This is a genomic window from Sphingobium sp. LSP13-1-1.1, from assembly GCF_040676415.1.
Taxonomy (GTDB): Bacteria; Pseudomonadota; Alphaproteobacteria; order Sphingomonadales; family Sphingomonadaceae; genus Sphingobium.
The window spans coordinates 344,095-365,878 of sequence record NZ_JBEGHU010000001.1 but is presented as its reverse complement, the minus strand read 5'-3'; the positions used below and the strand labels follow the sequence as shown (position 1 = coordinate 365,878).

Genomic DNA, 21,784 nt, shown 5'->3' with positions numbered 1-21,784 from the left:
GCCAGACCTTGTTCCGATGCGATCATAGCGTTGCCAGCGGCCCTATTTCGATGGCGCAAGTCCAGCCATCATAAGAGCGATGTTCGTCGTCAAGGTCCGCACAAGGCTTGTACACCCTTTGCGCTTCCCCGCTATGCACAGCAGCTTGGGAAAGGAGAAAGCCATCATGGTCGAGGCGCACAGCGTCGTGGAGGCGGAAGCCGATTATGTCATCGTCGGCGCCGGATCGGCCGGTTGCGTGCTCGCCAACCGGCTGAGTGCGAACGGCCGTCACAAGGTTGCGCTGCTGGAGGCGGGCGGCGACGACAGGCCGCTGCAAAATCTTCTCAATCCCGCGCAGGCGATGAGCACGATGAACATTCACGTGCCTGCAGGCTTCACCAGGATGCTGAAGGATCCTCGCGTCAATTGGAACTATATGACCGAACCCGATCCGGGATCGGACGGCAGGCGGCATGTGTTCCCGCGTGGCAAGGTTCTGGGCGGCTCCTCCTCCATCAACGGCATCATCTGGGTCCGTGGCCTGCCGGAGGATTATGACGGCTGGCGGCAAAGGGGACTGACCGGTTGGGGATGGGAAGACGCCGAAACCTATTTCCGCAAGATCGAAGATCAGCAGGGCGCGGATGCCGGCAGCGACCGGCCGGTCGGGCCCCTCAAGATAAGCGACGTGCCGATCCGACATCCCATGCTGGATGTGATGACCAGGGCCTTCGAGGAAGCCGGTGCCCCGATCTCCAACGATCTGAACGGCACCACCCGGGAAGGCGTGGCCCGTATCCGGCTCAACGCCCATAAGGGTATGCGCGTATCGGCGGCCGTTGCCTATCTGCATCCGGCGATGAAGCGGCCCAATCTCCAGGTCATCATTCACGCGCATGCCACGCGCGTCCTGTTCGAAGGCCGGAAAGCCGTGGGCGTCGAATATTGGAAGGGCGGCCGCATCCGGCAGGTGCGCGCCCGCCGAGAGGTCATCCTGTCGGGCGGTGCGATCAATTCCCCCCAATTGCTGGAGCTGTCAGGCATAGGGCAGGGCGAGCGGCTGCGGGAGCTGGGCATTACGACGCTGGTCGACAGTCCGAATGTCGGTGAAAATCTCCAGGATCATTATGCGGCGATGGTTCGCGCCCGCCTCAAACCGGGCGCTGCGAGCTTCAACGCCATGTCGCGCGGCTTGCCGCTGGTGGGGCAGATGCTGCGTTTCGCCATGAACCGGACGGGCCTGCTGGCGCTGGGCGGCTCGAATCTGACCGCATTCCTCAAGTCCGATCCGTCGTTCGACCTGCCCGATCTGCAATTCTTCGCCAGCCCCGCGACGGTCGATTTCGAGGCGCTGGCGCTCAAGGGCGCGATGACGATGGAAAAGCTGCCCGGCATCACGGTGGGCGGATATGTGATGCGGCCGCAGTCAAAGGGCTCGATCCATATCAGGAGCGGCGACTTTCATGACGCGCCGGCGATCAGGCCGAATTTCCTTTCGGCCGAAGCAGACTGCCGGGCGCAGGTCGGTTGTCTGCGCTGGGCACGCCGCGTCATGGAAAGTCCCGCCCTTGCCCCCTATTTCGATCATGAACTGACGCCGGGAGCGGCATTGCAGAGCGACGAGGAATTACTGGGCTTTGCCCGCTCCAGCGGGTCGACCGGCTATCATCAGGCGTCGACCTGCGCCATGGGCGTGGGGCCGGACGCGGTCGTTTCCGGAAAGCTGAAAGTCAACGGCGTGGAAGGCCTGCGGGTCGTCGATGCCTCTGTGATGCCCGCTGTCGTGTCGGGCAACACCAATGCGGCGACGATGATGATCGCGGAAAAGGGTTCCGACATGATCCTTGCCGAAACCTGACGAGGATCGCCCTTTCACTTCGCCCGGACGGAGCTGTTCAGCTCGGTTGGCGCACCTGCTCCCCAAACAGCAGGAGCGACTGGTCGGTGGGCAGTGCATCCCAGATCTGGCGCGCGGCTGTGTCTATGTCCATGACGCCGATGCCCTGTTCCATCTGCCTGCGCATCTGCGACGCAATGGGATAGTCGCTGTCGGCCATGGCGGCGACATGGCGGGTAAGAGCCGTGTCGACAAATCCCGGTCGCACTGCCGTCACCCAGATATTGTCCTTTCCGCGCAGCGCCAGTTCCCTGCGGGTAACGCGAACCCACATTTCCTGGGCGGCCTTGCCCGCGCAATAGACGCTCTGTCCTATGGTAGGTGAACGGGCGGAAGAAGAGGACATGAGGACCAGCCCCGCCTCTCCGGCAAAGCCGCTCTCCCCGACCGCGCGCACGAACATTTCCGCGAGCCGCAAGGGCGCTGCGACATTGGCGACAATGTCGCGGGCATAGTCATCCGGCGCGACCTCTCCGACAAAGCCGGTCATCCCCTTCATATGCGCATTCTGGATGAAGATCGCGCGGGAGCCCCGGAACCGGGTGAGGTTGTCGGCAAAATGAGAGCCGACATCATCCCAGCTTGCCGGATCAGCGAGGTCCAGGAAGACGCTCTCATGGTCGGGATGGGGTCGTCGCGACAAGTTGACCACGCGCGCGTTAAGATAGGGGACATTGCGCGCCAGGCCCAATCCTATGCCCTCGGTGGCGCCTGAAATCCATATCAGGCTGTCGCAATCGCCATGCGCATCTGTTATTTCTGCATTTTGCATGTATGATCTTCATCATGACGGTCGTCCTGCTGTCAAATCACGCTGTCGCACCATCGCATGGATGATGCCGCGGCCCATGCTGCTTGCACCCCTTGGCGGTGCAGGCCATGGACATTCCAATCACCATACAGATAGCCGGAGCCGATCCGATGGAATTGCGCCTCGATCCCGATCTTCAGACCTTCCGGACGGAAGTGCGCGCCTTTATCGACAGCGTATTGCCCGCCGATATGAAGGAACGTCAGCGTCGCAAGGTCGCCAATAACGCCGCCGTGCCCGATCTGCTGGAATGGATGCGCATCCTCAACGCTCATGGCCGATCCGTGCCGCACTGGCCGGTGGAGTTTGGCGGTTGCGGCTGGACACCGATGCAGCTCTTCATCTTCAATGAGGAACTGTACAAGGCCGATGCCCCTGAATTCGACTGGGGCGGCACGCATATGCTGGGGCCGGTGCTCTATACCTATGGTTCCGATTATCTGAAGGACAGGTTCCTGCCCATGATCCGCGAAGGCGCGACCATGTGGGCGCAGGGCTTTTCCGAACCGGGGTCGGGTTCCGATCTCGCTTCGCTGCGCACCAGTGCCGAACTGGTCGGCGACAAATATATCGTCAACGGGCAGAAGATCTGGACCAGCGGCGCCGCCCATGCGGACTGGGGCTTTTTCCTGGTCCGCACCGACAAGAATGTGAAGCCGCAGCGCGGCATCAGCTTCCTCATCATCAAGATGGATACGCCCGGCGTCACCGTGCGCCAGATCCCGCAGATCAATGGCGAAGCGCATCTGTGCGAAGTGTTCCTGGACAATGTCGAGGTTCCCGCCGACCAGTTGATCGGGGAACCGGGCATGGGTTGGACCTACGCCAAGTTCCTGCTGGAGCATGAGCGCACCACGTCGAGCTTCATCTACTGGAGCAAGCGTGAACTGGCCCGCGCGAAGGACATTGCGCGCGGCGAAATGACAGGAGGCCGCCGCATCGCCGACGACCCTGCTTTCCGCGCCCGTTTCGCCAGGGCGGAGGCGGATCTGCTTGCGCTGGAATGGTCGGTTCTGCGCGTGCTGGCGCATGAGGAATTCGACGCGCCGGAGGCTGCGGCCGCCTCCGTGTTGAAAATCCGGGGTTCCGAACTGCAACAGGAAATCACCATGTTGCAAGTCGACGCCCTGGGCGCGAAGGCGCTGCGCTTCTTCGATGTGGCCCCTGTGCCTCCGCCGGAGCCCACGGATATGTGGGCCGATTATGCCCCCGGTCGAACGACGGTGGCGCTGATCAACCGGGCGGCGACCATCTATGGCGGGTCGAAGCAGATCCAAAAGAATATTCTGGCCAAGCTCGCCTTCGGCCTCTGACAGGAAGACAGGAACAATGGATTTCGCGAAGTCCGACATTCAGGCGATGCTTCTGGACAGCGCCGAACGGTTGCTGTCTGAAAATGCCGACGTCGAATATTGGCGGCATCAGCGATCGAGCGCGACGGGCTTTGACGAGGCGCGCTGGACGCAGTTCGCGGAGCTGGGATGGCTTGCCCTGCCGGTACCGGAAGCAGCGGGTGGTCTGGACGGCACGATAGAAGATATTGCGCTGCTCAACATTGCCCTGGGCAAGGCTCTGGCGACCGAACCCTATATCAGCACGATCGTGCTTGCCGGCCATGTGCTCAAGCAATCCGCGGACGAAGCGCGGGCGCTGCACCTGTTGGGCGAGGTTGCGGGCGGCACGCTGCGCATCGCGCTCGCGCATCAGGAAAATGGCGCTCATCCGCTCGACGTCGAGATGACCGGTACCAGCGCCCGCCGTTCCGATGATGGATATATTGTGTCCGGCACGAAGATCATGGCGTTCGATGCGCCCAGCGCGGGGCAGTTGATCGTCTCGGCCCGTCTGGAGGGGGAAGAGGGCGTCGGCCTGTTCCTCGTGCCCGCCGATGCGCCCGGCCTTTCGGTTGAATCCTATGCGCTGATCGATGGCACCCGCGCCTCCGACATCGTCCTTGCCGACGTGACGCTCCCGTCCACGGCTCTGCTGATCGGTGGCAATCGCGGCGCGGCGGTGCTGCGCGAGTCCATCGACCGTGCCTCGATCGCGCTGATGGCGCAGGCGGTCGGCGCGATGGAAGCCGCGAACAAGGTCTGTGGCGCCTATGTGCAGGAGCGCAAGCAGTTCGGGGTCGCCATCGGTTCCTTTCAGGCGATCCAGCATATCATGGCCGATAATTTCGTCGCCGCCCATCAGGCGCGTTCGATGCTCTACCACGCCTTGGCCAATGCGGATCAGGATGAGGCGACGCGGTCGGCCGCGCTTTCCGCCGCGCGCCTTGTCATCGGAGAGGCGGGGCAGACCGTCTCGCGCAATGGCATTCAGGTCCATGGCGGCTATGGGCTGACCGATGAATATGCGATCGGCCATTATTTTCGCCGGTTGATGTGCATAGAAAAGCAATATGGCGACCTGATCCAGCATGGCGAACGCTTTGGCGACAGCATCTTCGGCTAAGCTCTGCAAGGGGCCACGCGATTGAGGGCCGGGCCAAGCTCTTGCGGATCGCCTCACCCTGTGTCTTTGTGGCGCCATGACGGGACGCGCCAGGACTGAAGAAGGCGAGCGCAGCGTGGAGGCATGCCGCGCCGCTCTCGAAGTGCATTATGCGGTGCACCGCACCATCCCATCCATGGCGGGCCTTGCCAGGCTGTGGGATTATGCCAGCAAATCATCGGCATCCCGGCGCGTCGATCAGCTGATAGAGGCGGGCATATTGCTCTGGTCGGCCGACCGGCGACTGGCGCCCGGGCCGGCCTTTCGCATCCTGCCCGATCCGCAGGTGCAGGCCGACGGGGTTCCGGCGCCCGCGGCCACCGACCCGCTTCAGGCGGCTCTGGCTGCCTGGGCGACAGACTATGATCCGGTGCTGGTTCGCTCCTACTCCGTCACGACGCGCCTGTTGCGCCTGGCCCGGAGCATGGAACGGCACATGACGCTGTCGGCCGCGCGGGAAGGGCTGACATCCGGCGACGTGCTCCTGCTCGATGCCCTGTACCGCGTGGGACCGCCCCATCGCATCGCGCCCACAGCGCTCAAACACTATTTCCTGATGTCGCTTGCAGGCGTTGCCAAGCGGGTCGATCGGCTGGAGGCGCTGGGCTTCATCCGCCGGGTGCCCAATCCTGACGATCGGCGCGGCTTGTTCATCGAATTGACGGAGGCAGGCCACGCGGCGCTCACCAGGCTGGTCGAGCTCGACCGCTCCGCCCCGCATATCCTCTGGCCGACCGCACTCAGCGAGCAGCAATATCATGCGATGATAGAATCCCTGAATATCGCAGAAGCGCTGGTCGCGGAGCAGGATAAGAACGAACGTTCCCATGAACCTCGTTCACCCATGTGATAATATCCAGTTTAATTGACTTTCAGGCACCTATTGCTCCAGCATATGCAAATCCAAGTGAACTAGTCAGGAGGGGTGATGCGCAGCCGGTCGGAAAATGTGGGAACCGTCGCTGACCTGTCGAGCGGCATAGATGCAGCAGCGCTCATCCGCACGTCTCAGATAATCGCCGGTAATTTCGATGCGCTCGATCCCGCTCTTGTCGGCAGGGTGGAACGGTTCACGGGCTGGTTGAACGAACAGCCGCCCCTGCGTCCCGAGCAGAAGTCGGATGTCGAATTGCAACTGCGCAAGCTGCTTTCGACGCGCCTGCGGCTCGCTGCGGACCGCAAACGCATTCCCGCCATCGCAGAGGAAAAGATAGAGCGGCCCATTTTCGTCATCGGCTTCGGCCGGACCGGCACGACACTCATTCATTCGTTGCTGGCCGAGGATCCCGGCGCGCGTACCCCGCTCTGGTGGCATAGCCATTCGCCAAGCCCGCCGCCGGGCGAAGTGCCGGTAACGCCGGAGCGGATAGAACTCACGGCCAGGGAACTGGACGAGCTGCTGATGCGTGCGCCCGGCCTGCTCACGCTTCACCCCTATTGGGACAAGCGCGGCCATTGCCCGATCGAATGCGAGGAAATCTTCACCCTCGACTTTCAGAACGCTTATCCGTCGCTGCTGTACAAGCTGCCGGCGCTGGCGATGATCCTGGACGCCAGCAATATCGCCGCGGCCTACAGTTTTCATCGCCAGTTCCTGCAGCATTTGCAGTGGCAGCAGCCGACCAGCCATTGGGTAGCCAAGGGAATATACCACCAATTCGCCCTGGACGCGCTGTTCGACGCCTATCCTGACGCGCTGTGCATCTGGCCGCATCGCGACCCGGTTCAGGTCCACCCTTCGATCATGGCGATCACGGCGGTGCTTTATGGCGGTATCACCAACTGGCAGATGGATTTTCAGGCCCTCGGTCCCGCCTTTGTCGAAAGCATCGCGGCATCGCTGGCCGAAACGATGAAAAATCCGCTGGTCGACGATCCTCGCATCTTCCATGTCGATTTCCAGGACCTGACGAGTGACCCCGTGGATGTGATCCGGCGAGCCTATGGCCATTGGCAAATGGATTACACGCCCGAATTCGACAGCCGGATGCGGACGTGGCTCGCCGATCCGGCAAATGCTTCCAATCGCTATGGCCGCTATGATTACGCCCTGGAACCCTTCGGCCTCAGTCGGGAGATGATCGAGACGGCGTTCGAAGGGTATTCGCGGCGCTTCAGGCTGGGCCGGTTCGCGCGGGCCTGAGGGCGGTGCGTTCCGACGCCCACTACAAGCTTAACCGGCACGTCCTATCGGACAAGAGCCTATAGGTTGGTGGGAAGTCGCGTAGGGAACAGCCTTACGATGCGGTGGGTTTCGATGACGTGCTATTTCGGCAAGAGAGGATCCTAAAATGGCAAATCAGAACCAACACAATCCCGCCGGGGACCAACTCGGGCAGACCCGACCTTCGAGCAGCGGCGTGCCGGTTTCCCGGACGAACACGCCGTTGGTGCCCAGGCATAGGCCAATTTTGGAATAGGACTATTGCCTATTTTAGTCCCCGGGGGTGTGGAGAGCGGAATGACGGCTTGCGGCTAGGTGACAGCGCCTTGCAGACATTCCACTCTGAGCTAAGATCGTGTCATGCGTGAGCCAGATTTCCAAACCGACGGATGGTGCCTTGATGACGGTGAGGGTTACCACGCCGCTGCGCCAGAGACGTTTTGGATACCCGACCGGCAAAGGCGAGAAAACCTTAAACCCGGAGACCTTGCAAAGCTGATCTTTCGGATAAGCGTCGATGACGGTGATGAGAATGTCGCCGTGGAGCGGATGTGGGTTCTGGTCAGGGAGCGCATAGATGGCGGGTATCTGGGAATACTCGACAATGAACCCAGTGCCATCGCTGAGAACGATGAATTTTGGTTCGGAACAGAGCTTCCATTTTCCCCGAGGCATGTAATCAACATCGAAGAAAAAGACGAGAAAACCATCGCACTTGCGTGTCAGGAACCACGCAGGCGTTGGTCGACGCAATAGCTATGTCCGCTTCTGGAGAGTAAGGGTCGTGATTGGAACAGCAATTAATGGTCGACAGCAGAAACGGCAATCATACGCCAATTCAAGAGTTTTGAAGAATCGGTGCCAGATCGCGAAATGCATTGATGACGCGCTGGACGGTGACGATCTTCCCGTCCACATTATATGCGATCAATAAGCGGCGCTCGAATGTCAGCGTCCGCAAACCTGCCACCAAGTCATCGCGGGGGGATCCGCGATGGGGAAAATCGGCCAACGCCGCGATGCGTCTTCAATTCTGGCAAGGTAGCCGTCTGCCGTGGGAATATCGGCTTCCACGCTCACCCATCGGTGAAGTGCAATCAAATCCTCGATCGCCAATGCCGACAGTTGCACGTCATAGGTCATGCCTTGGCGATCGAGGCCCTAACCTGCGCAAATGCCTTGTCGAGCGGCATGAGGGGACGGGGATCAGCTAGGGCTTCCGCAACGCGGATGCGCACCAGTTCATCCAAAACAGCCTCTTCGCGATCCAGCGCGCGCAAACCCGCTCGCATCACTTCGCTCATAGAAGCATATCGGCCAGACGCAAGATGGCGCTCCGCGTGCGATGACATTTCGCCAAGCGTTACCGTGATTGCCTTCGCAGCCATGTCTACCTTCATTCCAATATGATTTTATCATATCGCATCTTCGGTGCGGATGCTAGTGGCTGGTCGGCGGCAATCGACGGAGTTGGGTGCCAGGAACGGGAAAGCGGACCAGCCGCAGCTGGGAGTGAAAAATCAGCAGTTGAATGACGACAAAGGGTCGTTATTTTCCGGGTTTGCCCAGTCCAAATGGCCGGGAAAGATCGCCCGTCCAATGCGATAACGTTGCGGTAGCGGACTGCATGTCGCGCGTCCCGCTGTTCCGTACGAGATAGTATAAGCCATCTCCCAATGGCTGTATTCCGACATGGGCATTCTGATGCCACCCCCGCACGCCCGTCTTCCCATCATGAAGGCCATCCTGGGCAAGAGGCAATTCCAGGCTATTCTCCTCGTTCGTGCCTTGCGGAGGAACCAAGCCTCGCAAGGCCTGATAATGTGGCTGGCTTCGGGCATCGAGCGCAAACAGCAGATAATTGGGCCAGTCGGGCTTGGCTCCCTGATAGACGCCCATGAACCAGCGCTGCAGGTGAGGGCATCCTTGCAGCGCGGCGATATTATGGCGCGGCGATGCCCGGATTTTCCATACCCGCGGCCGAGCACAGCACGATGACAAGCTGGGCCCCGGAACGCGAGTCGGCTGCCTATGAGAACATGCTCGATGCCTTCGGCGGGCCCGGGAAGCTCGTTGCCGTCGTATCGGACAGCTATGATCTCGATGTTGCGGTGGCAGAAATCTGGGGCCGCACCCTGCGCGACAAGGTGCTTACCCGGCAAGGCACCCTCGTGGTCCGGCCCGATAGCGGCGATCCCATCGAAACCCCACTGCGGACTGTGAAGACGCTGTGGGAGAAGTTCGGCGGCACGATCAATGCCAAAGGCTATCGGGTACTCAATCCGCATGTTCGGGTGATCCAGGGCGACGGCATGAACATCGCCAGCATCACGCGGCTGATCGATCGCATGGTCGAGGAAGGCTATGCCATCGATAACATTGCGTTCGGCATGGGCGGCGGCTTGCTACAGCAGGTCAACCGGGACACCCTGTGCTTTGCTATGAAGGCCAATGCGCTGAAAGATGACGACGGCAACTGGCGGGATGTTGCGAAGAAGCCGGCTACCGATCCTGCCAAGGGCAGCAAGGCCGGACGTCAGGCAGTAATCGGCAAGGAAGGCAAACTCATTGCGGCTCGATTAGATATGATCGGCCCTGAGCAAGATCAGTTATACCAACCTGCATGGATCATGACCTTCGCGCCTATTTTCGACGGCCGATGGTCATGATGCGCCATGGCTGGTCGATGAGCTTGTTCCAAGCCTCGCAGCAGTGATCGACGATGTTGTCGTAGGATGTGAAGATGCGGTTCGACAGCCAGTTGTCGCGCATGAACTGCCAGATGTTCTCGACCGGGTTGAGTTCAGGGCACTTGGCCGGCAACGGGACGATGCTGATGTTGGCGGGCACCTTGAGTTTGCCGGTTGTATGCCATCCAGCCTGATCCATCAGGACGACCGCATGAGCCCCCGGCGCGATGGCGAGCGATATCTCGGCAAGATGCAGCGCCATGGTTTCGGTGTTGCAGAAAGGCAGGACGAGCCCGGTGCCCTTGCCGTGTTCGGGCAGATTGCGCCAAAGATGTTGGCCGATTTGGTCCGCGGGTCCTTTGGAGCCGAAGGGCCGCCCAGCGCCGCGTGATTGTGTTTTTCTGACCGACGCGGGCTTCGTCCTGAAACCAGGTCTCTATCGGCGTACCATCCAGCAATCCTTCGGGACCACGCGCGTAAACCGGAGCACCCAATCCCGAACGATCTGGAGCCCGACGCCGCCGATCCGGGCCGCTGCGCTCCGACTGCCGCCATCGTATATCTTGGCCAATGCAAGAAGCCGCCGTGCCTGGCTCGCGCTCTTCGTCGTCCGCGACAATCGTCGCAGCGCTGCCCCATCAAAATCTTCCCGCAAGCCGATCGCTGAACCCATGGTGTCGCACTCCAAAGCCAGGGCTCGATAGATTCAGAATTTCACCGCCTTGGGAATCCCCCATGAGTCAGACACCGCGCAAGTTGGTATTAGTGCCGGTATGGCGCAACGGCGAACTGCTAGCCCGTTATGGTTTCGAGGACATCCGGCAGCGGTCTGAACCGAAATAATTGTTGCAAGAGGGCGGTCCTCTGCCGGTGGATCGCTCTGTCGAAGTTTGCCCAAAATGTGATTCAAGAAGGCGGTTGGTCATTGACCAGGTTCAAATAGTACCTTGTGTGCTTCAGTTCCCCTTTCCTGCGGAGGGCTCCCAGTTCGACCAGTTCGGCGAGATCGCGAGTGGTCGTCGCTGGTGCAGCGCCGGTAATGATCCGGTAGTTTGCCGCGCTCAACCCGCCCCTGAAGGCATCCGGTCCGTCGGCGAACATGCGGAACAAAGCCTTCTCTTGCCGCGCGTTGATCTGGTCGCGAAGGCGGTCAAGCAGCTTGACCTTGGTGAGGAGGAAATGAACCCGCTCCAGCGTGCGCTGTTGGGCCGCAAGCGCGATGTCAGAAAACCAGTCGAGCCATTCGTCGATGCGGTTCGACAAACTCGCACGTTGAAGCTGGGTGTAATAGTCCTTGCGATGGCGCCGGATGATCTCTGCGAGCGCCGTGATCGCGGGTGCGTCAAGTCCTTGGGCCAGGGCCTTTTCCGCAATCGCGCGGCCGAGGCGCCCGTTGCCATCTTCGAAGGGGTGGATGGACTCGAACCATAGATGAGCAATACCCGCTCGCGCCAGTGCGCTCACCGGCGAAGGGTCGGCCGGCCTGGTATCGTTGAACCAGGCAATGAATGCGTCCATCTCGCCTGGCACCGCTTGTGATGGCGGAGCCTCGAAATGCACCTTGGGCGCGTGCAGGGCTCCCGAGACTATCTGCACGGGATCGGTATGTGTTCGATATCGGCCTATGTCGGCGAGGTCCCGCCTGCCGTTCAGGAGCAAGGCATGCCAATGGAACAACATGGCGTCGTTGATCGGTTCGCGATAGCTGTGGAAGAGGTTCGCCATGAGTTCTGCAGCGCCCGCCTCGGCGGCATTGGCGCGGCGGTGGTCGGCCTTGATCCCCAGATGTTTCGCAACGGACGACTGCACGCTCGCGCGATCAAGGATCTCCCCCTCGATTGCGGAACTGTCGACAGCTTCCTGCGCCATGAGTTCGATGGTGAGGTTCTGGCGATCATCGGAATCGAGATGGGCCATGACACCGACCAGGACACCAGCGCCCTTCAGAAACCGGTCCTCGCGGCTTCTCAGGCGCTTCGCATCATAGGCGAAGTTCGGCCAATCGGGTTGTTGCCAGTTCCAACGCATGACCGATAGAGTACCTTTCTATCGATCATAATAGAGAATAATTTGATTTATAAAAGATGTTCTTATCGTTCAGAACGAGGGTCTGTATCATATGGTTCGGTAAGGGGATGCTCAATGTAGAGGGACGACGGACCAGCCCGGCACTAGCTCGCAATAAAGGGCTAACCGCAGCTGCGATTTGGCTGTCCGGCAGACATTATTCTGGAAGCTGGAATGAACCGCCCGGGGCTGAGCGGCTTAGGGAGCGTCAGCCGTGACGACCGATCGCATCGAGCAAGGTTGACCGGAGGCGATGAACGATCCGTTGAAAGCTCTCATCATCACCAAGCGCCCGTGCCAGAACGATTGCAGCCTGTATTCCAGATACCGCCCCTTCCGCGAGGTCCATGGCCATCGCTGGCGGAACCTATGCCACTTCGAGACAGTGAGCCAGAGCCGAAATCCAACGAGCGAAGTATTCCTTCACCTTGACCGCGAAGATTTCGCCAGAGGAGTTCAGCCCGAGGCATCCAACGACGCAGACCCTTCTTCCGGAGCGGAAATATGCGGTCACATCGTCGAACATGGCCGTGACAGCCGCCGCCGGATCAGAAACATTCTCCAGCGGCGAGAAAATCGCGTCGGCGAACCAACCGTCGATATTCTCAAGGACCGCCTCCATCATCTCATCCTTCCCACCGGGGAAGAAATTGTAGAGGCTGCCTTTGCCAAGGCCTGTCGCCTTTGACAGCACAGCCAAGCTCGCGCCCTCCAACCCGTGCTCGCGAAAGATCGCTCAACGAGGCGCGGTCGTCCGGACGGCGACCGAGAGGCCAGAAGAACAGGCGCTCCGATTCCCTGATGGGCATCTCGTTGATGCTGGCGTGGCGGTTCTACATCAGTCCGTCTTCGGCAAAGAGCCAGTTTTCGTTTCCGTAGGCTCGGAACCACTGTCCGGCGTCATCGCGATACTCGTAGGCATAGCGAACCGCAATACGGTTGCCGGTGAACGCCCACAACTCCTTGATAAGCCGATATTCGTGTTCCTTCCACTTGCGCTCAAGGAAGGCCTGAGCTTGTTCCCGATTGGTCGCGAACTCGACGCGGTTGCACCAGCGCGTATCGAGGGTGTAGGCTAGGGCGACCTTGGCGGCGTCGCGGGTGTTCCAGCCATCTTCAGCTAGGTGAACCTTCTCGACAGCGGACTCGTGGGTAAACGGGGGCAGCGGGGGACGGGACATTTGATTTCCCTTCGAGATGTGAATGGTCTTGGCAATCGCGGGGGCCGCAGAGAGAGACCGCGATAGCTTCGCACTCAATTTTAGGCCGAGAAACCTTGCATCGCATTCTCGAAGCCAGCCTTTCAAGTTGATCATCGGTGTTGGCTTACCCGCGCCTGTTGAAGGGCGGGACTCGGGACATTCCCGCCGTTGCCTCGCGACTTGGTGAACGGCAGGATCAGCCAGCAGCAGACAGCCAGCGTCTGCCCGAACGAGCACGCAGAACGACAGAGACTGGCCGCCGGTTGTCATATATAGCGGTTTGCAGCTAGGCGGTCTAAATGATAAACTCGGCTTATTAGACGGATCATGATGATCGGCCGTTTGAATATATCAATTTGTCTCTGGTGATCTGGATAGTCCTCAGTAAGCCATCTTCTCTTCCAAATGCCGCTCGATGTTGGCACGATCGATCCAGAGACTACGGAATTTCTTGTCAGCCAACAGCTGGAGCTGATCGCTATTGTGCTTCGATCCGGGCTGGCTGCTGTTACCATAGCTCATGAGGCCTACGGCCTTCAACGGCGTACCAAACTCCACCATGGATACCCAGGTTTCACCATGGACTGGCGTACGCTCGCCGTTTTTCATGGGGCCCCAGGTGATGGTGCGAAAGACGCCGGTATTGCCGAAGCCGCCATTGGCCGGCACGCTCACATCGCCGATGTGGAAGCGGGACACATCGCCATAGGGGCGGTCGATCGCGCCATAAAGCTGTTTGGTCTTGGCGACCGCCTGCTTCAACATCGCGACCGCTGCGGCAGGGTCTTTGAGACCGCGAGGCGTTTCAAGCGGATCATCGAGCGTCCATTTGACGGCATAGTTGGACTGATCGGTGAAATTTCGCGGCGCGAAGATGCCGGCCCAGGTTTCGAACAGCAGGGCCGCCCTGCTATCGGGTTCGAAGCGATGATCCCAGTCCTTCAGCAGGGCTGTCGCCGCCTGAACATCGGCGTCATTCGAGCCGGCGGCTGCCGCCAGCAGATCGGGCAGCATCCGCTCCGCCATCAGCGACGTCGTCGTCAGCTTGCGTGACACGAAATCGTCGAAGCTGATCTTGGGCGTTTTCGTCATGAGCTTTACCGACATCTGCGCGCGCTGGCTCATCGGGCCGACGGGCGCAACATAGGCAGGGAAAGCCCTGGGATCGAGCGCGCGCGGCCAGGTCGCCAGCCACGGCGGATCATTGGCGTTCTGCACGAAGCCGGTGGCGGGATCGAACAGCTTGGGCATGTCGTCATAGCTGTGGACATCCTTCCACAGCGTCGCCGACGTGTCGCCGGGCACGGGGGCGGACCAGTATTTGAGGTCGCCGCTCGTGTGTTTGGGGAGCAGGCCGTTGTCGAGATAAAGGATATGGCCCGCGCGATCGGCGTAGATAATGTTGAACATCACGACCTGCATCCTGCGCAGCGCCTTTTCGAACGTCGCCCAGTCGCGCGCCTTGCCCATGTCGAGATATTGTTCCAGCACGCCGGACCGGTCGAGGCCCGCGACCTTGAGCGCGATCACCGTCTTGCCGTCGGGCAGCGTGAAGACGGGTCCGTGAACCGTGCTTTTCTGTTCGAAGCTGACGGTCTTCAGCGTTCCGTCCGCTTGCTTAACCTTGTAGCTTTTGGTCTCGGACTTGAACGGCAACACCTTGCCATCGAAGCGATAGCCGTTGCCCTCCAGGGTCAGCTGATAGCTGGTGAAACCCTGCATCGTGTTGACGGTGTTCGTGAAACCCAGGTCGTTGTTGAAGCCGAAGCGCAGCACCGGCAATCCCACCTGTGTCGCACCATAGATAGCGAGGCCGGGCGCGGTGATCTGCGCCTCATAATAAGTGAGCTGGCTGGGCGCCCAGGGCAGATGCGGATTGGCGAGCAGCATCGCCTTGCCGCTGGCCGAACGCGACGGCGCCACCGCCCAGGCATTGGAGCCGCCCGCTTCGTTGATCGAGGGGTCGGACAGCACCTTTCGATCGGATGCTATATAGCCGAAATTCATCAACCGCTGCGCGTGGGCGATGATATCGACTCCCTTGAGCGGCAGAACGACCTTGACCTCGGCCGCGATCCTGTCGGGGTGGGCGGCGGCATAGGCGTTGATCCCGGCGGCGAAAGCTTCCAGATTCTTCTGCATCTGCGGCGTCTGCTGCCTGAACCACTGGACCGAACGGGCCGGCACGTCATTGGCGACCAGCCATTTGTCCTGGCTTTCATATTTCTCGCCCCAATATTCGGCGGCGCGGGCGCGGCTTTCACCATACATGCGCAGAAGCAGATTGCCGTGGCTTTGCGCCTGCGCGTAGCCGAAACCGTAAAAGCCGCCTTCTTCGGTCTTCGCATAGATGTGCGGTACGCCGAAGCTGTCCCACAATATCTCTCCGGCGCCCCATTTGGCCGAAGGCGCGGCGACCGACGCGGTCATTGCGGTGGAGGCGGCCAGGGCCGCGAGCCAGATCGTCATGGGACGCATAGCGATGGTATCTCCGGTCAGGTCATGTCCGCGCCGCCCCGATGCGGACGGCGCGGATCGTCGCATGGATCAGAAGGTCAGCCCAACGCGGGCATAATAGAAGCCGCCGGTGAAGCCGATCGGGGACGTACCGACATAGAGGCCCTGGCCCAGCGTCGCGCTCACATCGCTTCTTGGGTTCTTGTCGGGATAGACGTTGAAGATATTGTTGGCGCCGACCGCCACGTTGACGAGCGGCGTCACCTGCCAGCCGGCTTCCAGGTCGGTGATCCACTTGGCGCCGTAGCTGCGATCGTTGGGATAGGTCGTCACGCCGTTGGCGGTGACGCCATTCTGGTAGAGTTTGAAGCTGCCGAAGCGGGTCAGGCGGGTCGATAGTGTGAAGTCGCCCATTGTGGCCAGATTGCTGATCGACAGCTTAGTGCGCGGCAGGTTGTTGGTCATGTTGCTGCGCCGGGCGCGGTCGAACAGCACATAATCCGGGCCGAGCGCGGCCAGTTCCGGCGGATTGTCGATGATGTGAGTGATCTTGGTTTTGTTATAGTTGAAGCCCAGGTTCCACTGCATGTGCATGGTGTCGAGAAGGTCGTGCTTGTAGGACGCGACGACATCGATGCCGCGTGTGCGGGTGTCTATCGCGTTGGTGTAATATTGCGCGGTGAGCGTCCGCGCTTCGGCCGCTGGGACGCCGCTCGCGATCAGAATGTTGGAAATCGCTGTACCGGTCAGCGTGCTGGTGATGGTGATGCGATCATCGACATCGATCTGATAGGCGTCGATGGTCAGGTTGAAATTGGGCAGCGGGGTCAGCACTACACCGGCCGAGACGTTGAACGACTTCTCCGGCTGGAGCGGCTTGGCGCCCAGCGCGACGGCGGCGGGATCGTCCACCGCCAGCGTCTTGATCTGCAGCAGTTGGTTGGGGATGCCGTTGACGGTCCGGAACTGGTTGGTTGTCTGGGTATAGATTTGCTGGGCGACGGCAGGAGCGCGGAAGCCGGTGTTGGCGGCGGCGCGGAAGGCGATCCAGTCGGTTGCGGCATAGCGACCATTGACCTTCCAGATGAGCGTATCGCCGCTGCCGTCATTGTAATGTTCGAAGCGGGTGGCCGCGCCGATGGTGATATCCTTGCTGGGGTCCCAGGCTACGTCAGCATAGAGCGCGTAGTTGTCACGGGACATGTAGGCGGCGTCAGCCGGCTGGAAGCCGGCGGAGCTTTGTGCGCCCGGCGTCATGCCCGAAATGATCGCCGGTCCTACGGCGTAGCTGGCGGGGTCTCCGGCGAAGGTCTGATAGCGCTCATGCCGATGCTGCGCGCCTGCCGACACCTGAAGATTGCCGCCGCCCACGTCATAGCCGCGGGTAACGTCGAGCGAGGTGACGAACTCGGAGGATTTCAGCGTACCGATATAGAAGTCGGTCGGGCTGAGAAGGCCCAGTGAAGGATTGACCGTTCCTTCCGAGGACTGGCGCGCGCGATTGCGGCCATAGCCGGTCGAAAGATCCCAATCCCATCCCGATATCTCGCCCTTGGCCCCGACCGTGAATTCGAAATCCTCCTCGTCAATCATGACGTGAGGGCGATAGCCGTTGGGGAAAATCCCCATGACATTGTTGATGTCCTTGGGATAGCGATAGCTATACCACAGGTCCGAGCGCCGCTGGCTGTACGTGCCGAAGGCGTAGAGCTGCACCCCGCCCAGATCATATCCGGCATTGAGCGCAGTGTTGATGCTGCGCGAGGGCATGACGCCATAGCTGATGGTGACGATCCGTTCGGTGCCCACGGCCGCGGCGTCGCGGGGATCGAGTTGTCCATTGACCAGGGGATAAAGGCAGGTGGTGGTCGCCATGACCGAACAGTCCGCGATCGGCAGCGCTCGGTTTGACATTTCCTGCTTCTTGAGGTTGACCGAGAAATTCGCGAAGCCGTTGTCGCCCAGCTTCGTCCCGAAATTGAGGTCGGCCTGATATAGCTCACCGTCTGATCGATCGAAATTCTGACCCGCAGTGAAATTCGCCGATCCGCCCTTCGTCTCGTCCTTGAGGATGATGTTGATAACGCCCGCGATGGCGTCCGAACCATATTGCGCGGCCGCGCCATCTCGTAGGACTTCGATATGATCGACGGCCGAGGTCGGGATCATGTCGAGGTCCGCCGGAACCGACCCGTTGTAGAGCGTCGATACGGCGTTGATGAGCGACGTCTTGTGCCGCCGCTTCCCGTTGACGAGGATCAACGCCTGATCGGGATTAAGCCCCCGCAGGCCACCCGTCGCAATGACTGTGGACGTCGCGCCGCCTGCCCGCACCGGCAGGTTGAAGGACGGCACGAGCGTGTTGAGCGCCTGGAAGACGCCCGCTTTGCCGGTGCGGTTCAGATCTGCGCCGGAGATCACGTCGATGGGGGTCGGGCTATCGGTGATCGTGCGCGCCTGGCCGCGCGATCCTGTCACGACGATCGTCTCGCCGGCATCGCCCTCGGTCTCAGCGGCCGCCGCCTGCGGCAGGGCAGCGGCCTGCATGGCGAAGGGCAGCGCGGTAACGCCAAGGCTGGCGACCTCGACCGCACGGCTCTTCTGGGCCTGATGGCTGAGCGACAGCGCGATGACGCTGCTGTTGGACAGCGTGATCTTGAGGCCCGATCCCGCGATCAGGCGCTGAAGGGCCACGTCGGGCGCCATCTTGCCGTTCACCGACTGGGCATGAAGGCCCGCGACCTGGTCGTACGGGAAAAGAAGCTGGATGCCCGACTGCTTGGCGAAGATCGGCAAGGCCGTCTTCATCGGCTGGGCGGGAATCTTGAAATTGGTCGGCTCGGCCGCCAGGGCCACCGGCGCGCTCAATGCTGCTGCCATGACCATGGCGCACACAGACATATTCCCAAAATTACGTGACATCATATCCCCCGTGAGATGATTGGGCCGTAAAATATCTGGTCGTCAGTGGTGGATACGAAGCGCGTTCCCGTTTCTGGTATCGACACTCAAAAATATCTCATTTTTGTGACGGAGGGGCATTGGGTATCGGTCGGCTCGCACCTGGACGATGATCGGACCGGGCGTCGAAAAGGCAAAGCGAAGTGCGCAGGGGGACGGGTTTGGACGGACACTTGATCAGGGCCAGGCTGGATTGGTTCAAGGAGGCCGTTCTGCCCCATGAAGGCGCGCTGCGTTCGCGGTTGCGGCGCATTCTGTCCCAGCGGCACGACATTGACGACATCGTCGCGGAATGCATGACGCGCGCCTATGCCCATGGCGACATCAGCCGTCCGCAGAGCGGCAAGGCCTTTTTGTTCCAGATCGCGCGAAACCTGCTGATTGACGAGGCCCGTCGCGAAAAGATCGTGTCGCTCGAACTGGTCGCCGAACTTGACGTGCTTCAGGCGGACAATTCGACCGAAGATGCCTTGCACGCGCGGGACGAACTGCGCCATCTTCAGGCGATATTGGACACGCTTCCGCCGCAGTGTCGCAAGGCCTTCATCCTTCGTCGCGTGCATGAAAAGCCCGTGAAGGAGATAGCAGAGGAGATGGGCTTGTCCGTCTTTACCGTGGACAAGCATTTGACGCGCGCGGCTGTAAAGATAATGCAAGCCATCGGACAGTTTGAGGGTTCTGGATTTGGATGGTCGCTACAAAAGCGCAGAAGAGATGCAGGCGATCGAGGCCGAAGCGGCTCGTCTGTATCTTAATGCGCGGGCTAGCGACGCCCCGGAGGACTGGCATGTCGCCTATGACTGGATCGCCCTGGACCCTGCCCATGGCTTTGCCTTTGCCAAGGCGGAGGCAGGGTGGGAACTGTCGGAGCGGCTGACCGAACTCCCTGCCGGTCGGGATGATCGACCGGAGCCATCTGCAAATGTCCCGACCGAAGCGGTCGCATGGGTCGAGCCGAACGAAGGGACAAAGGCCCATCGCCTAGGTCGCCGGGATCTGCTGCTCGGTCTTGCGGCCGCAGCGGCGGTCGCCGGTATTACATCGACCGTAGCCTTGCGCCTTGCAGGCTCCGTCGATCATTATAGAACGGCCCTGGGCGAAACGCGCACCGTGCGGCTGGCGGATGGATCGCGCGTCCATCTCAACACCGACAGTTCGATCGAGGTGTCGCTTCGCGACGATATCCGATCGATCAAACTGTTGAAGGGCGAAGCGCAATTTGATGTCGCCCATGACGCAAAGCGGCCCTTCATCGTTAACGCGGACGGCACGTTGGTGCGGGCCGTTGGCACCATGTTCAACGTGCGCCTGCGCGCCGATGTCACGGAACTGACGGTCATCGAGGGGATCGTCGCGGTCCGCAACGGCGACTCCGCCGTGCGTCGGATCGAAAGCGGTCGAAGCGCCGCCGTCCGCAGCGGCAGCATCGCCGTCACGCATCTCGATCCAGCCAAGATCAAGCAGCGCGTTGCCTGGCAGGAGGGCATGGTGGAGTTTCAGGGCGATACGCTGGCGCAAGCGGTGGAGGAGTTCAACCGCTACCGTCAGACCCCGCTCGTCATCGGCGATCCCGCCATCGCCAGCCTCAGGGTCGGCGGCGCCTTTCGGCTCGATCGGTCGCAGGACTTTGTTGATGCGCTGGAAAGCGGTTTCGGCGTTCGGGCGGTGTCCGGCAGCGATAATTCGATCATCCTCGTTTCTTCGGACGGCAGTTAGCAGAAAGCTGTTGGATCATCCGTATCAACGGGGATGGATCATGTTACGTCTTTCGCCTCGGTAGGAATTTCCCGTCAGGATCGCCTGAAATCCATCCTTGGGGGTTCGATCGGTAATCTGATCGAATGGTATGACTGGTATGTCTATTCCGCCTTCACCCTCTATTTCGCGCCTGTCTTTTTCCCTTCGGACGACAGCACGGCGCAACTGCTGAACGCAGCCGCGATCTTTGCCGTGGGCTTTCTCATGCGGCCGATCGGCGCCTGGATCATGGGCATCTATGCCGATCGCAAGGGGCGCAAGGCGGGACTGACCCTGTCGGTCATGCTGATGGCGGGCGGATCGCTGATGATCGCGGCCATCCCCGGCTATGCCAGCATCGGCGTCGCCGCGCCCGTGCTGCTGTTGCTCGCCCGGCTGATGCAGGGGTTGTCCATCGGCGGCGAATATGGCGCGAGCGCGACCTATCTGTCGGAAATGGCGCAGAAGGACCAGCGCGGCTTCTTTTCCAGTTTCCAATATGTGACGCTCATCGCCGGGCAGCTTCTGGCATTGTGCGTCCTCCTTCTGCTCCAGCTCTTCCTGACCGAGCATCAACTCGAAAGCTGGGGCTGGCGCATACCCTTCGTGATCGGAGGCCTGATGGCGGTAGGTGTCTACCGCCTGCGCAGGGGCCTGAAGGAAACCGAAGCGTTCGAGGAGAGCGCGGCTGTCAGGGAACAGCCCCGGTCGAGCGGCCTCAACCTCATCCGCCGGCATCCGCGTGAAGTGCTGCTTGTCATGGCGCTGACGGCCGGCGGCACCCTCGCCTTCTATGCCTACAGCACCTATATGCAGAAATTCCTGGTCAACAGCGCGGGCTTCGGCCGGCAGACCGCCACCGCGATCATGGCGTCGGCCTTGTTCATCTACATGATGCTGCAGCCGATGGCGGGGTGGCTGTCCGACCGGATCGGGCGCAAGCCGTTGCTCGTCGCCTTCGGCGTTGCCGGCGTCCTGTTCACCACAGCGATCTTTACGGCGTTGGAAAGCGTCACCTCTTCGTTCGGCGCCTTTCTGCTGGTGTTGGCCGGGCTGGTGATCGTCACGGGCTATACCTCGATCAACGCCATTGTGAAGGCGGAGCTTTTCCCGGCCAACATCCGCGCGCTGGGTGTCGCGTTGCCTTACGCGCTCGCCAACACATTGTTCGGCGGTACGGCGGAATATGCCGCGCTCTGGCTCAAGCATATCGGCATGGAGGGCGGCTTCTACTGGTATGTCACCGCCATGATCGGGGTTTCATTGATCATCTATCTGCGGATGCCCGACACCCGCAAGACCAGCCAAATCTGATCAGAG

Annotated in this window: 17 protein-coding genes and 2 pseudogenes; 10 read left to right on the top strand and 9 right to left on the bottom strand. The window is 60.8% G+C overall.

The annotated features are described in order from the left end of the window. Nucleotides 1–166: 166 nt before the first annotated feature. A complete protein-coding gene (locus MRBLSP13_RS01530; protein WP_363752220.1) occupies nt 167–1,840 on the top strand; it encodes a GMC family oxidoreductase in 1,674 nt (557 codons plus the stop codon). A 37-nt stretch (nt 1,841–1,877) separates the two neighbouring features. Here the strand turns inward: MRBLSP13_RS01530 and MRBLSP13_RS01525 are convergent, their stop codons facing one another. Further along, complete coding sequence (locus tag MRBLSP13_RS01525; protein WP_363752218.1) at nt 1,878–2,651, bottom strand: SDR family NAD(P)-dependent oxidoreductase; 774 nt, start codon at nt 2,649–2,651, stop codon at nt 1,878–1,880. A gap of 107 nt (nt 2,652–2,758) precedes the next feature. On the opposite strand from MRBLSP13_RS01525, the gene MRBLSP13_RS01520 reads away from it, so the two are divergent. The 5 genes from MRBLSP13_RS01520 (at nt 2,759) to MRBLSP13_RS01500 (ending at nt 8,106) form a co-directional block, all read left to right on the top strand. After that, nucleotides 2,759–4,003, top strand: coding sequence for an acyl-CoA dehydrogenase family protein (locus MRBLSP13_RS01520; RefSeq protein WP_363752216.1), 1,245 nt, complete (start codon nt 2,759–2,761; stop codon nt 4,001–4,003). 16 nt (nt 4,004–4,019) lie between these two features. Beyond that, entirely contained in the window at nt 4,020–5,147 is a 1,128-nt protein-coding gene (locus tag MRBLSP13_RS01515; protein ID WP_363752214.1) for an acyl-CoA dehydrogenase family protein, read from the top strand. Nucleotides 5,148–5,223: 76 nt separating this feature from the next. After that, nucleotides 5,224–6,036 carry a MarR family winged helix-turn-helix transcriptional regulator gene (locus MRBLSP13_RS01510; RefSeq protein ID WP_363736259.1) on the top strand — a complete coding sequence of 271 codons (813 nt, stop codon included), beginning with the start codon at nt 5,224–5,226 and terminating at the stop codon, nt 6,034–6,036. A gap of 78 nt (nt 6,037–6,114) precedes the next feature. After that, entirely contained in the window at nt 6,115–7,329 is a 1,215-nt protein-coding gene (locus MRBLSP13_RS01505) for a sulfotransferase (RefSeq protein WP_363736257.1), read from the top strand. Between the two features lie 381 nt (nt 7,330–7,710). Continuing rightward, on the top strand, nt 7,711–8,106 hold the full coding sequence (locus MRBLSP13_RS01500) for a hypothetical protein (protein WP_363736255.1): 396 nt from the start codon (nt 7,711–7,713) through the stop codon (nt 8,104–8,106). Between the two features lie 192 nt (nt 8,107–8,298). Here MRBLSP13_RS01500 and MRBLSP13_RS01495 read toward each other — a convergent pair whose 3' ends face one another. Together MRBLSP13_RS01495 and MRBLSP13_RS01490 are read right to left on the bottom strand one after the other, a co-directional pair. After that, nucleotides 8,299–8,493: a hypothetical protein gene (locus MRBLSP13_RS01495; RefSeq protein ID WP_363736253.1), complete on the bottom strand. Its 195-nt coding sequence runs from the start codon at nt 8,491–8,493 to the stop codon at nt 8,299–8,301. Next, nucleotides 8,490–8,750 carry a ribbon-helix-helix domain-containing protein gene (locus MRBLSP13_RS01490; protein WP_363752212.1) on the bottom strand — a complete coding sequence of 87 codons (261 nt, stop codon included), beginning with the start codon at nt 8,748–8,750 and terminating at the stop codon, nt 8,490–8,492. Before MRBLSP13_RS01490 ends, MRBLSP13_RS01495 begins: the two co-directional genes overlap by 4 nt. A 555-nt stretch (nt 8,751–9,305) precedes the next feature. Here MRBLSP13_RS01490 and MRBLSP13_RS01485 point away from each other — a divergent pair. Continuing rightward, nucleotides 9,306–10,019: a hypothetical protein gene (locus MRBLSP13_RS01485; protein ID WP_363736249.1), complete on the top strand. Its 714-nt coding sequence runs from the start codon at nt 9,306–9,308 to the stop codon at nt 10,017–10,019. Here the strand turns inward: MRBLSP13_RS01485 and MRBLSP13_RS01480 are convergent. The 6 genes and pseudogenes from MRBLSP13_RS01480 to MRBLSP13_RS01455 all read right to left on the bottom strand — a co-directional run bounded on the left by MRBLSP13_RS01480 (nt 9,994) and on the right by MRBLSP13_RS01455 (nt 18,646). Then, a pseudogene (locus tag MRBLSP13_RS01480) lies at nt 9,994–10,713 on the bottom strand (IS630 family transposase). The gene MRBLSP13_RS01485 and the pseudogene MRBLSP13_RS01480 overlap by 26 nt on opposite strands. Nucleotides 10,714–10,946: 233 nt before the next feature. Then, nucleotides 10,947–12,068, bottom strand: coding sequence for a Fic family protein (locus tag MRBLSP13_RS01475; RefSeq protein ID WP_363736247.1), 1,122 nt, complete (start codon nt 12,066–12,068; stop codon nt 10,947–10,949). 406 nt (nt 12,069–12,474) lie between these two features. After that, nucleotides 12,475–12,822: a TetR/AcrR family transcriptional regulator gene (locus tag MRBLSP13_RS01470; RefSeq protein WP_363752210.1), complete on the bottom strand. Its 348-nt coding sequence runs from the start codon at nt 12,820–12,822 to the stop codon at nt 12,475–12,477. A gap of 13 nt (nt 12,823–12,835) precedes the next feature. Then, a pseudogene (locus MRBLSP13_RS01465) lies at nt 12,836–13,288 on the bottom strand (DUF1348 family protein); the annotation flags it as partial. 402 nt (nt 13,289–13,690) lie between these two features. Continuing rightward, nucleotides 13,691–15,778, bottom strand: a complete 2,088-nt coding sequence (locus tag MRBLSP13_RS01460) for an acylase (RefSeq protein ID WP_363752208.1) — start codon at nt 15,776–15,778, stop codon at nt 13,691–13,693. Between the two features lie 78 nt (nt 15,779–15,856). After that, complete coding sequence (locus MRBLSP13_RS01455; protein WP_363736243.1) at nt 15,857–18,646, bottom strand: TonB-dependent receptor; 2,790 nt, start codon at nt 18,644–18,646, stop codon at nt 15,857–15,859. A 242-nt stretch (nt 18,647–18,888) separates the two neighbouring features. Here MRBLSP13_RS01455 and MRBLSP13_RS01450 point away from each other — a divergent pair, with 242 nt between their 5' ends. From MRBLSP13_RS01450 to MRBLSP13_RS01440, 3 genes are read left to right on the top strand one after another with little or no spacing between them, the layout of a single operon-like run. Beyond that, the gene (locus tag MRBLSP13_RS01450; RefSeq protein WP_363752206.1) at nt 18,889–19,482 is read left to right on the top strand and encodes an RNA polymerase sigma factor; all 594 of its coding nucleotides are present in this window, start codon (nt 18,889–18,891) and stop codon (nt 19,480–19,482) included. Further along, nucleotides 19,442–20,443: a FecR family protein gene (locus MRBLSP13_RS01445; RefSeq protein ID WP_363736239.1), complete on the top strand. Its 1,002-nt coding sequence runs from the start codon at nt 19,442–19,444 to the stop codon at nt 20,441–20,443. Before MRBLSP13_RS01450 ends, MRBLSP13_RS01445 begins: the two co-directional genes overlap by 41 nt. Before the next feature lie 33 nt (nt 20,444–20,476). After that, on the top strand, nt 20,477–21,778 hold the full coding sequence (locus MRBLSP13_RS01440; RefSeq protein WP_363736237.1) for an MFS transporter: 1,302 nt from the start codon (nt 20,477–20,479) through the stop codon (nt 21,776–21,778). The last annotated feature ends 6 nt before the right edge of the window (nt 21,779–21,784 follow it).

Excerpts from the sequence above, each read along its gene's own strand:
- MRBLSP13_RS01460 (WP_363752208.1), bottom strand. The coding sequence starts at position 15,778 with ATGACGATCTGGCTCGCGGCCCTGGCCGCCTCCACCGCAATGACCGCG.
- MRBLSP13_RS01440 (WP_363736237.1), top strand. The coding sequence starts at position 20,477 with ATGGATCATGTTACGTCTTTCGCCTCGGTAGGAATTTCCCGTCAGGAT.
- MRBLSP13_RS01495 (WP_363736253.1), bottom strand. The coding sequence starts at position 8,493 with ATGACCTATGACGTGCAACTGTCGGCATTGGCGATCGAGGATTTGATT.
- MRBLSP13_RS01505 (WP_363736257.1), top strand. The coding sequence starts at position 6,115 with ATGCGCAGCCGGTCGGAAAATGTGGGAACCGTCGCTGACCTGTCGAGC.
- MRBLSP13_RS01490 (WP_363752212.1), bottom strand. The coding sequence starts at position 8,750 with ATGAAGGTAGACATGGCTGCGAAGGCAATCACGGTAACGCTTGGCGAA.
- MRBLSP13_RS01510 (WP_363736259.1), top strand. The coding sequence starts at position 5,224 with ATGACGGGACGCGCCAGGACTGAAGAAGGCGAGCGCAGCGTGGAGGCA.
- MRBLSP13_RS01520 (WP_363752216.1), top strand. The coding sequence starts at position 2,759 with ATGGACATTCCAATCACCATACAGATAGCCGGAGCCGATCCGATGGAA.
- MRBLSP13_RS01455 (WP_363736243.1), bottom strand. The coding sequence starts at position 18,646 with ATGGCAGCAGCATTGAGCGCGCCGGTGGCCCTGGCGGCCGAGCCGACC.
- MRBLSP13_RS01475 (WP_363736247.1), bottom strand. The coding sequence starts at position 12,068 with ATGCGTTGGAACTGGCAACAACCCGATTGGCCGAACTTCGCCTATGAT.
- MRBLSP13_RS01525 (WP_363752218.1), bottom strand. The coding sequence starts at position 2,651 with ATGCAAAATGCAGAAATAACAGATGCGCATGGCGATTGCGACAGCCTG.
- MRBLSP13_RS01530 (WP_363752220.1), top strand. The coding sequence starts at position 167 with ATGGTCGAGGCGCACAGCGTCGTGGAGGCGGAAGCCGATTATGTCATC.
- MRBLSP13_RS01515 (WP_363752214.1), top strand. The coding sequence starts at position 4,020 with ATGGATTTCGCGAAGTCCGACATTCAGGCGATGCTTCTGGACAGCGCC.
- MRBLSP13_RS01500 (WP_363736255.1), top strand. The coding sequence starts at position 7,711 with ATGCGTGAGCCAGATTTCCAAACCGACGGATGGTGCCTTGATGACGGT.
- MRBLSP13_RS01485 (WP_363736249.1), top strand. The coding sequence starts at position 9,306 with ATGCCCGGATTTTCCATACCCGCGGCCGAGCACAGCACGATGACAAGC.
- MRBLSP13_RS01445 (WP_363736239.1), top strand. The coding sequence starts at position 19,442 with ATGCAGGCGATCGAGGCCGAAGCGGCTCGTCTGTATCTTAATGCGCGG.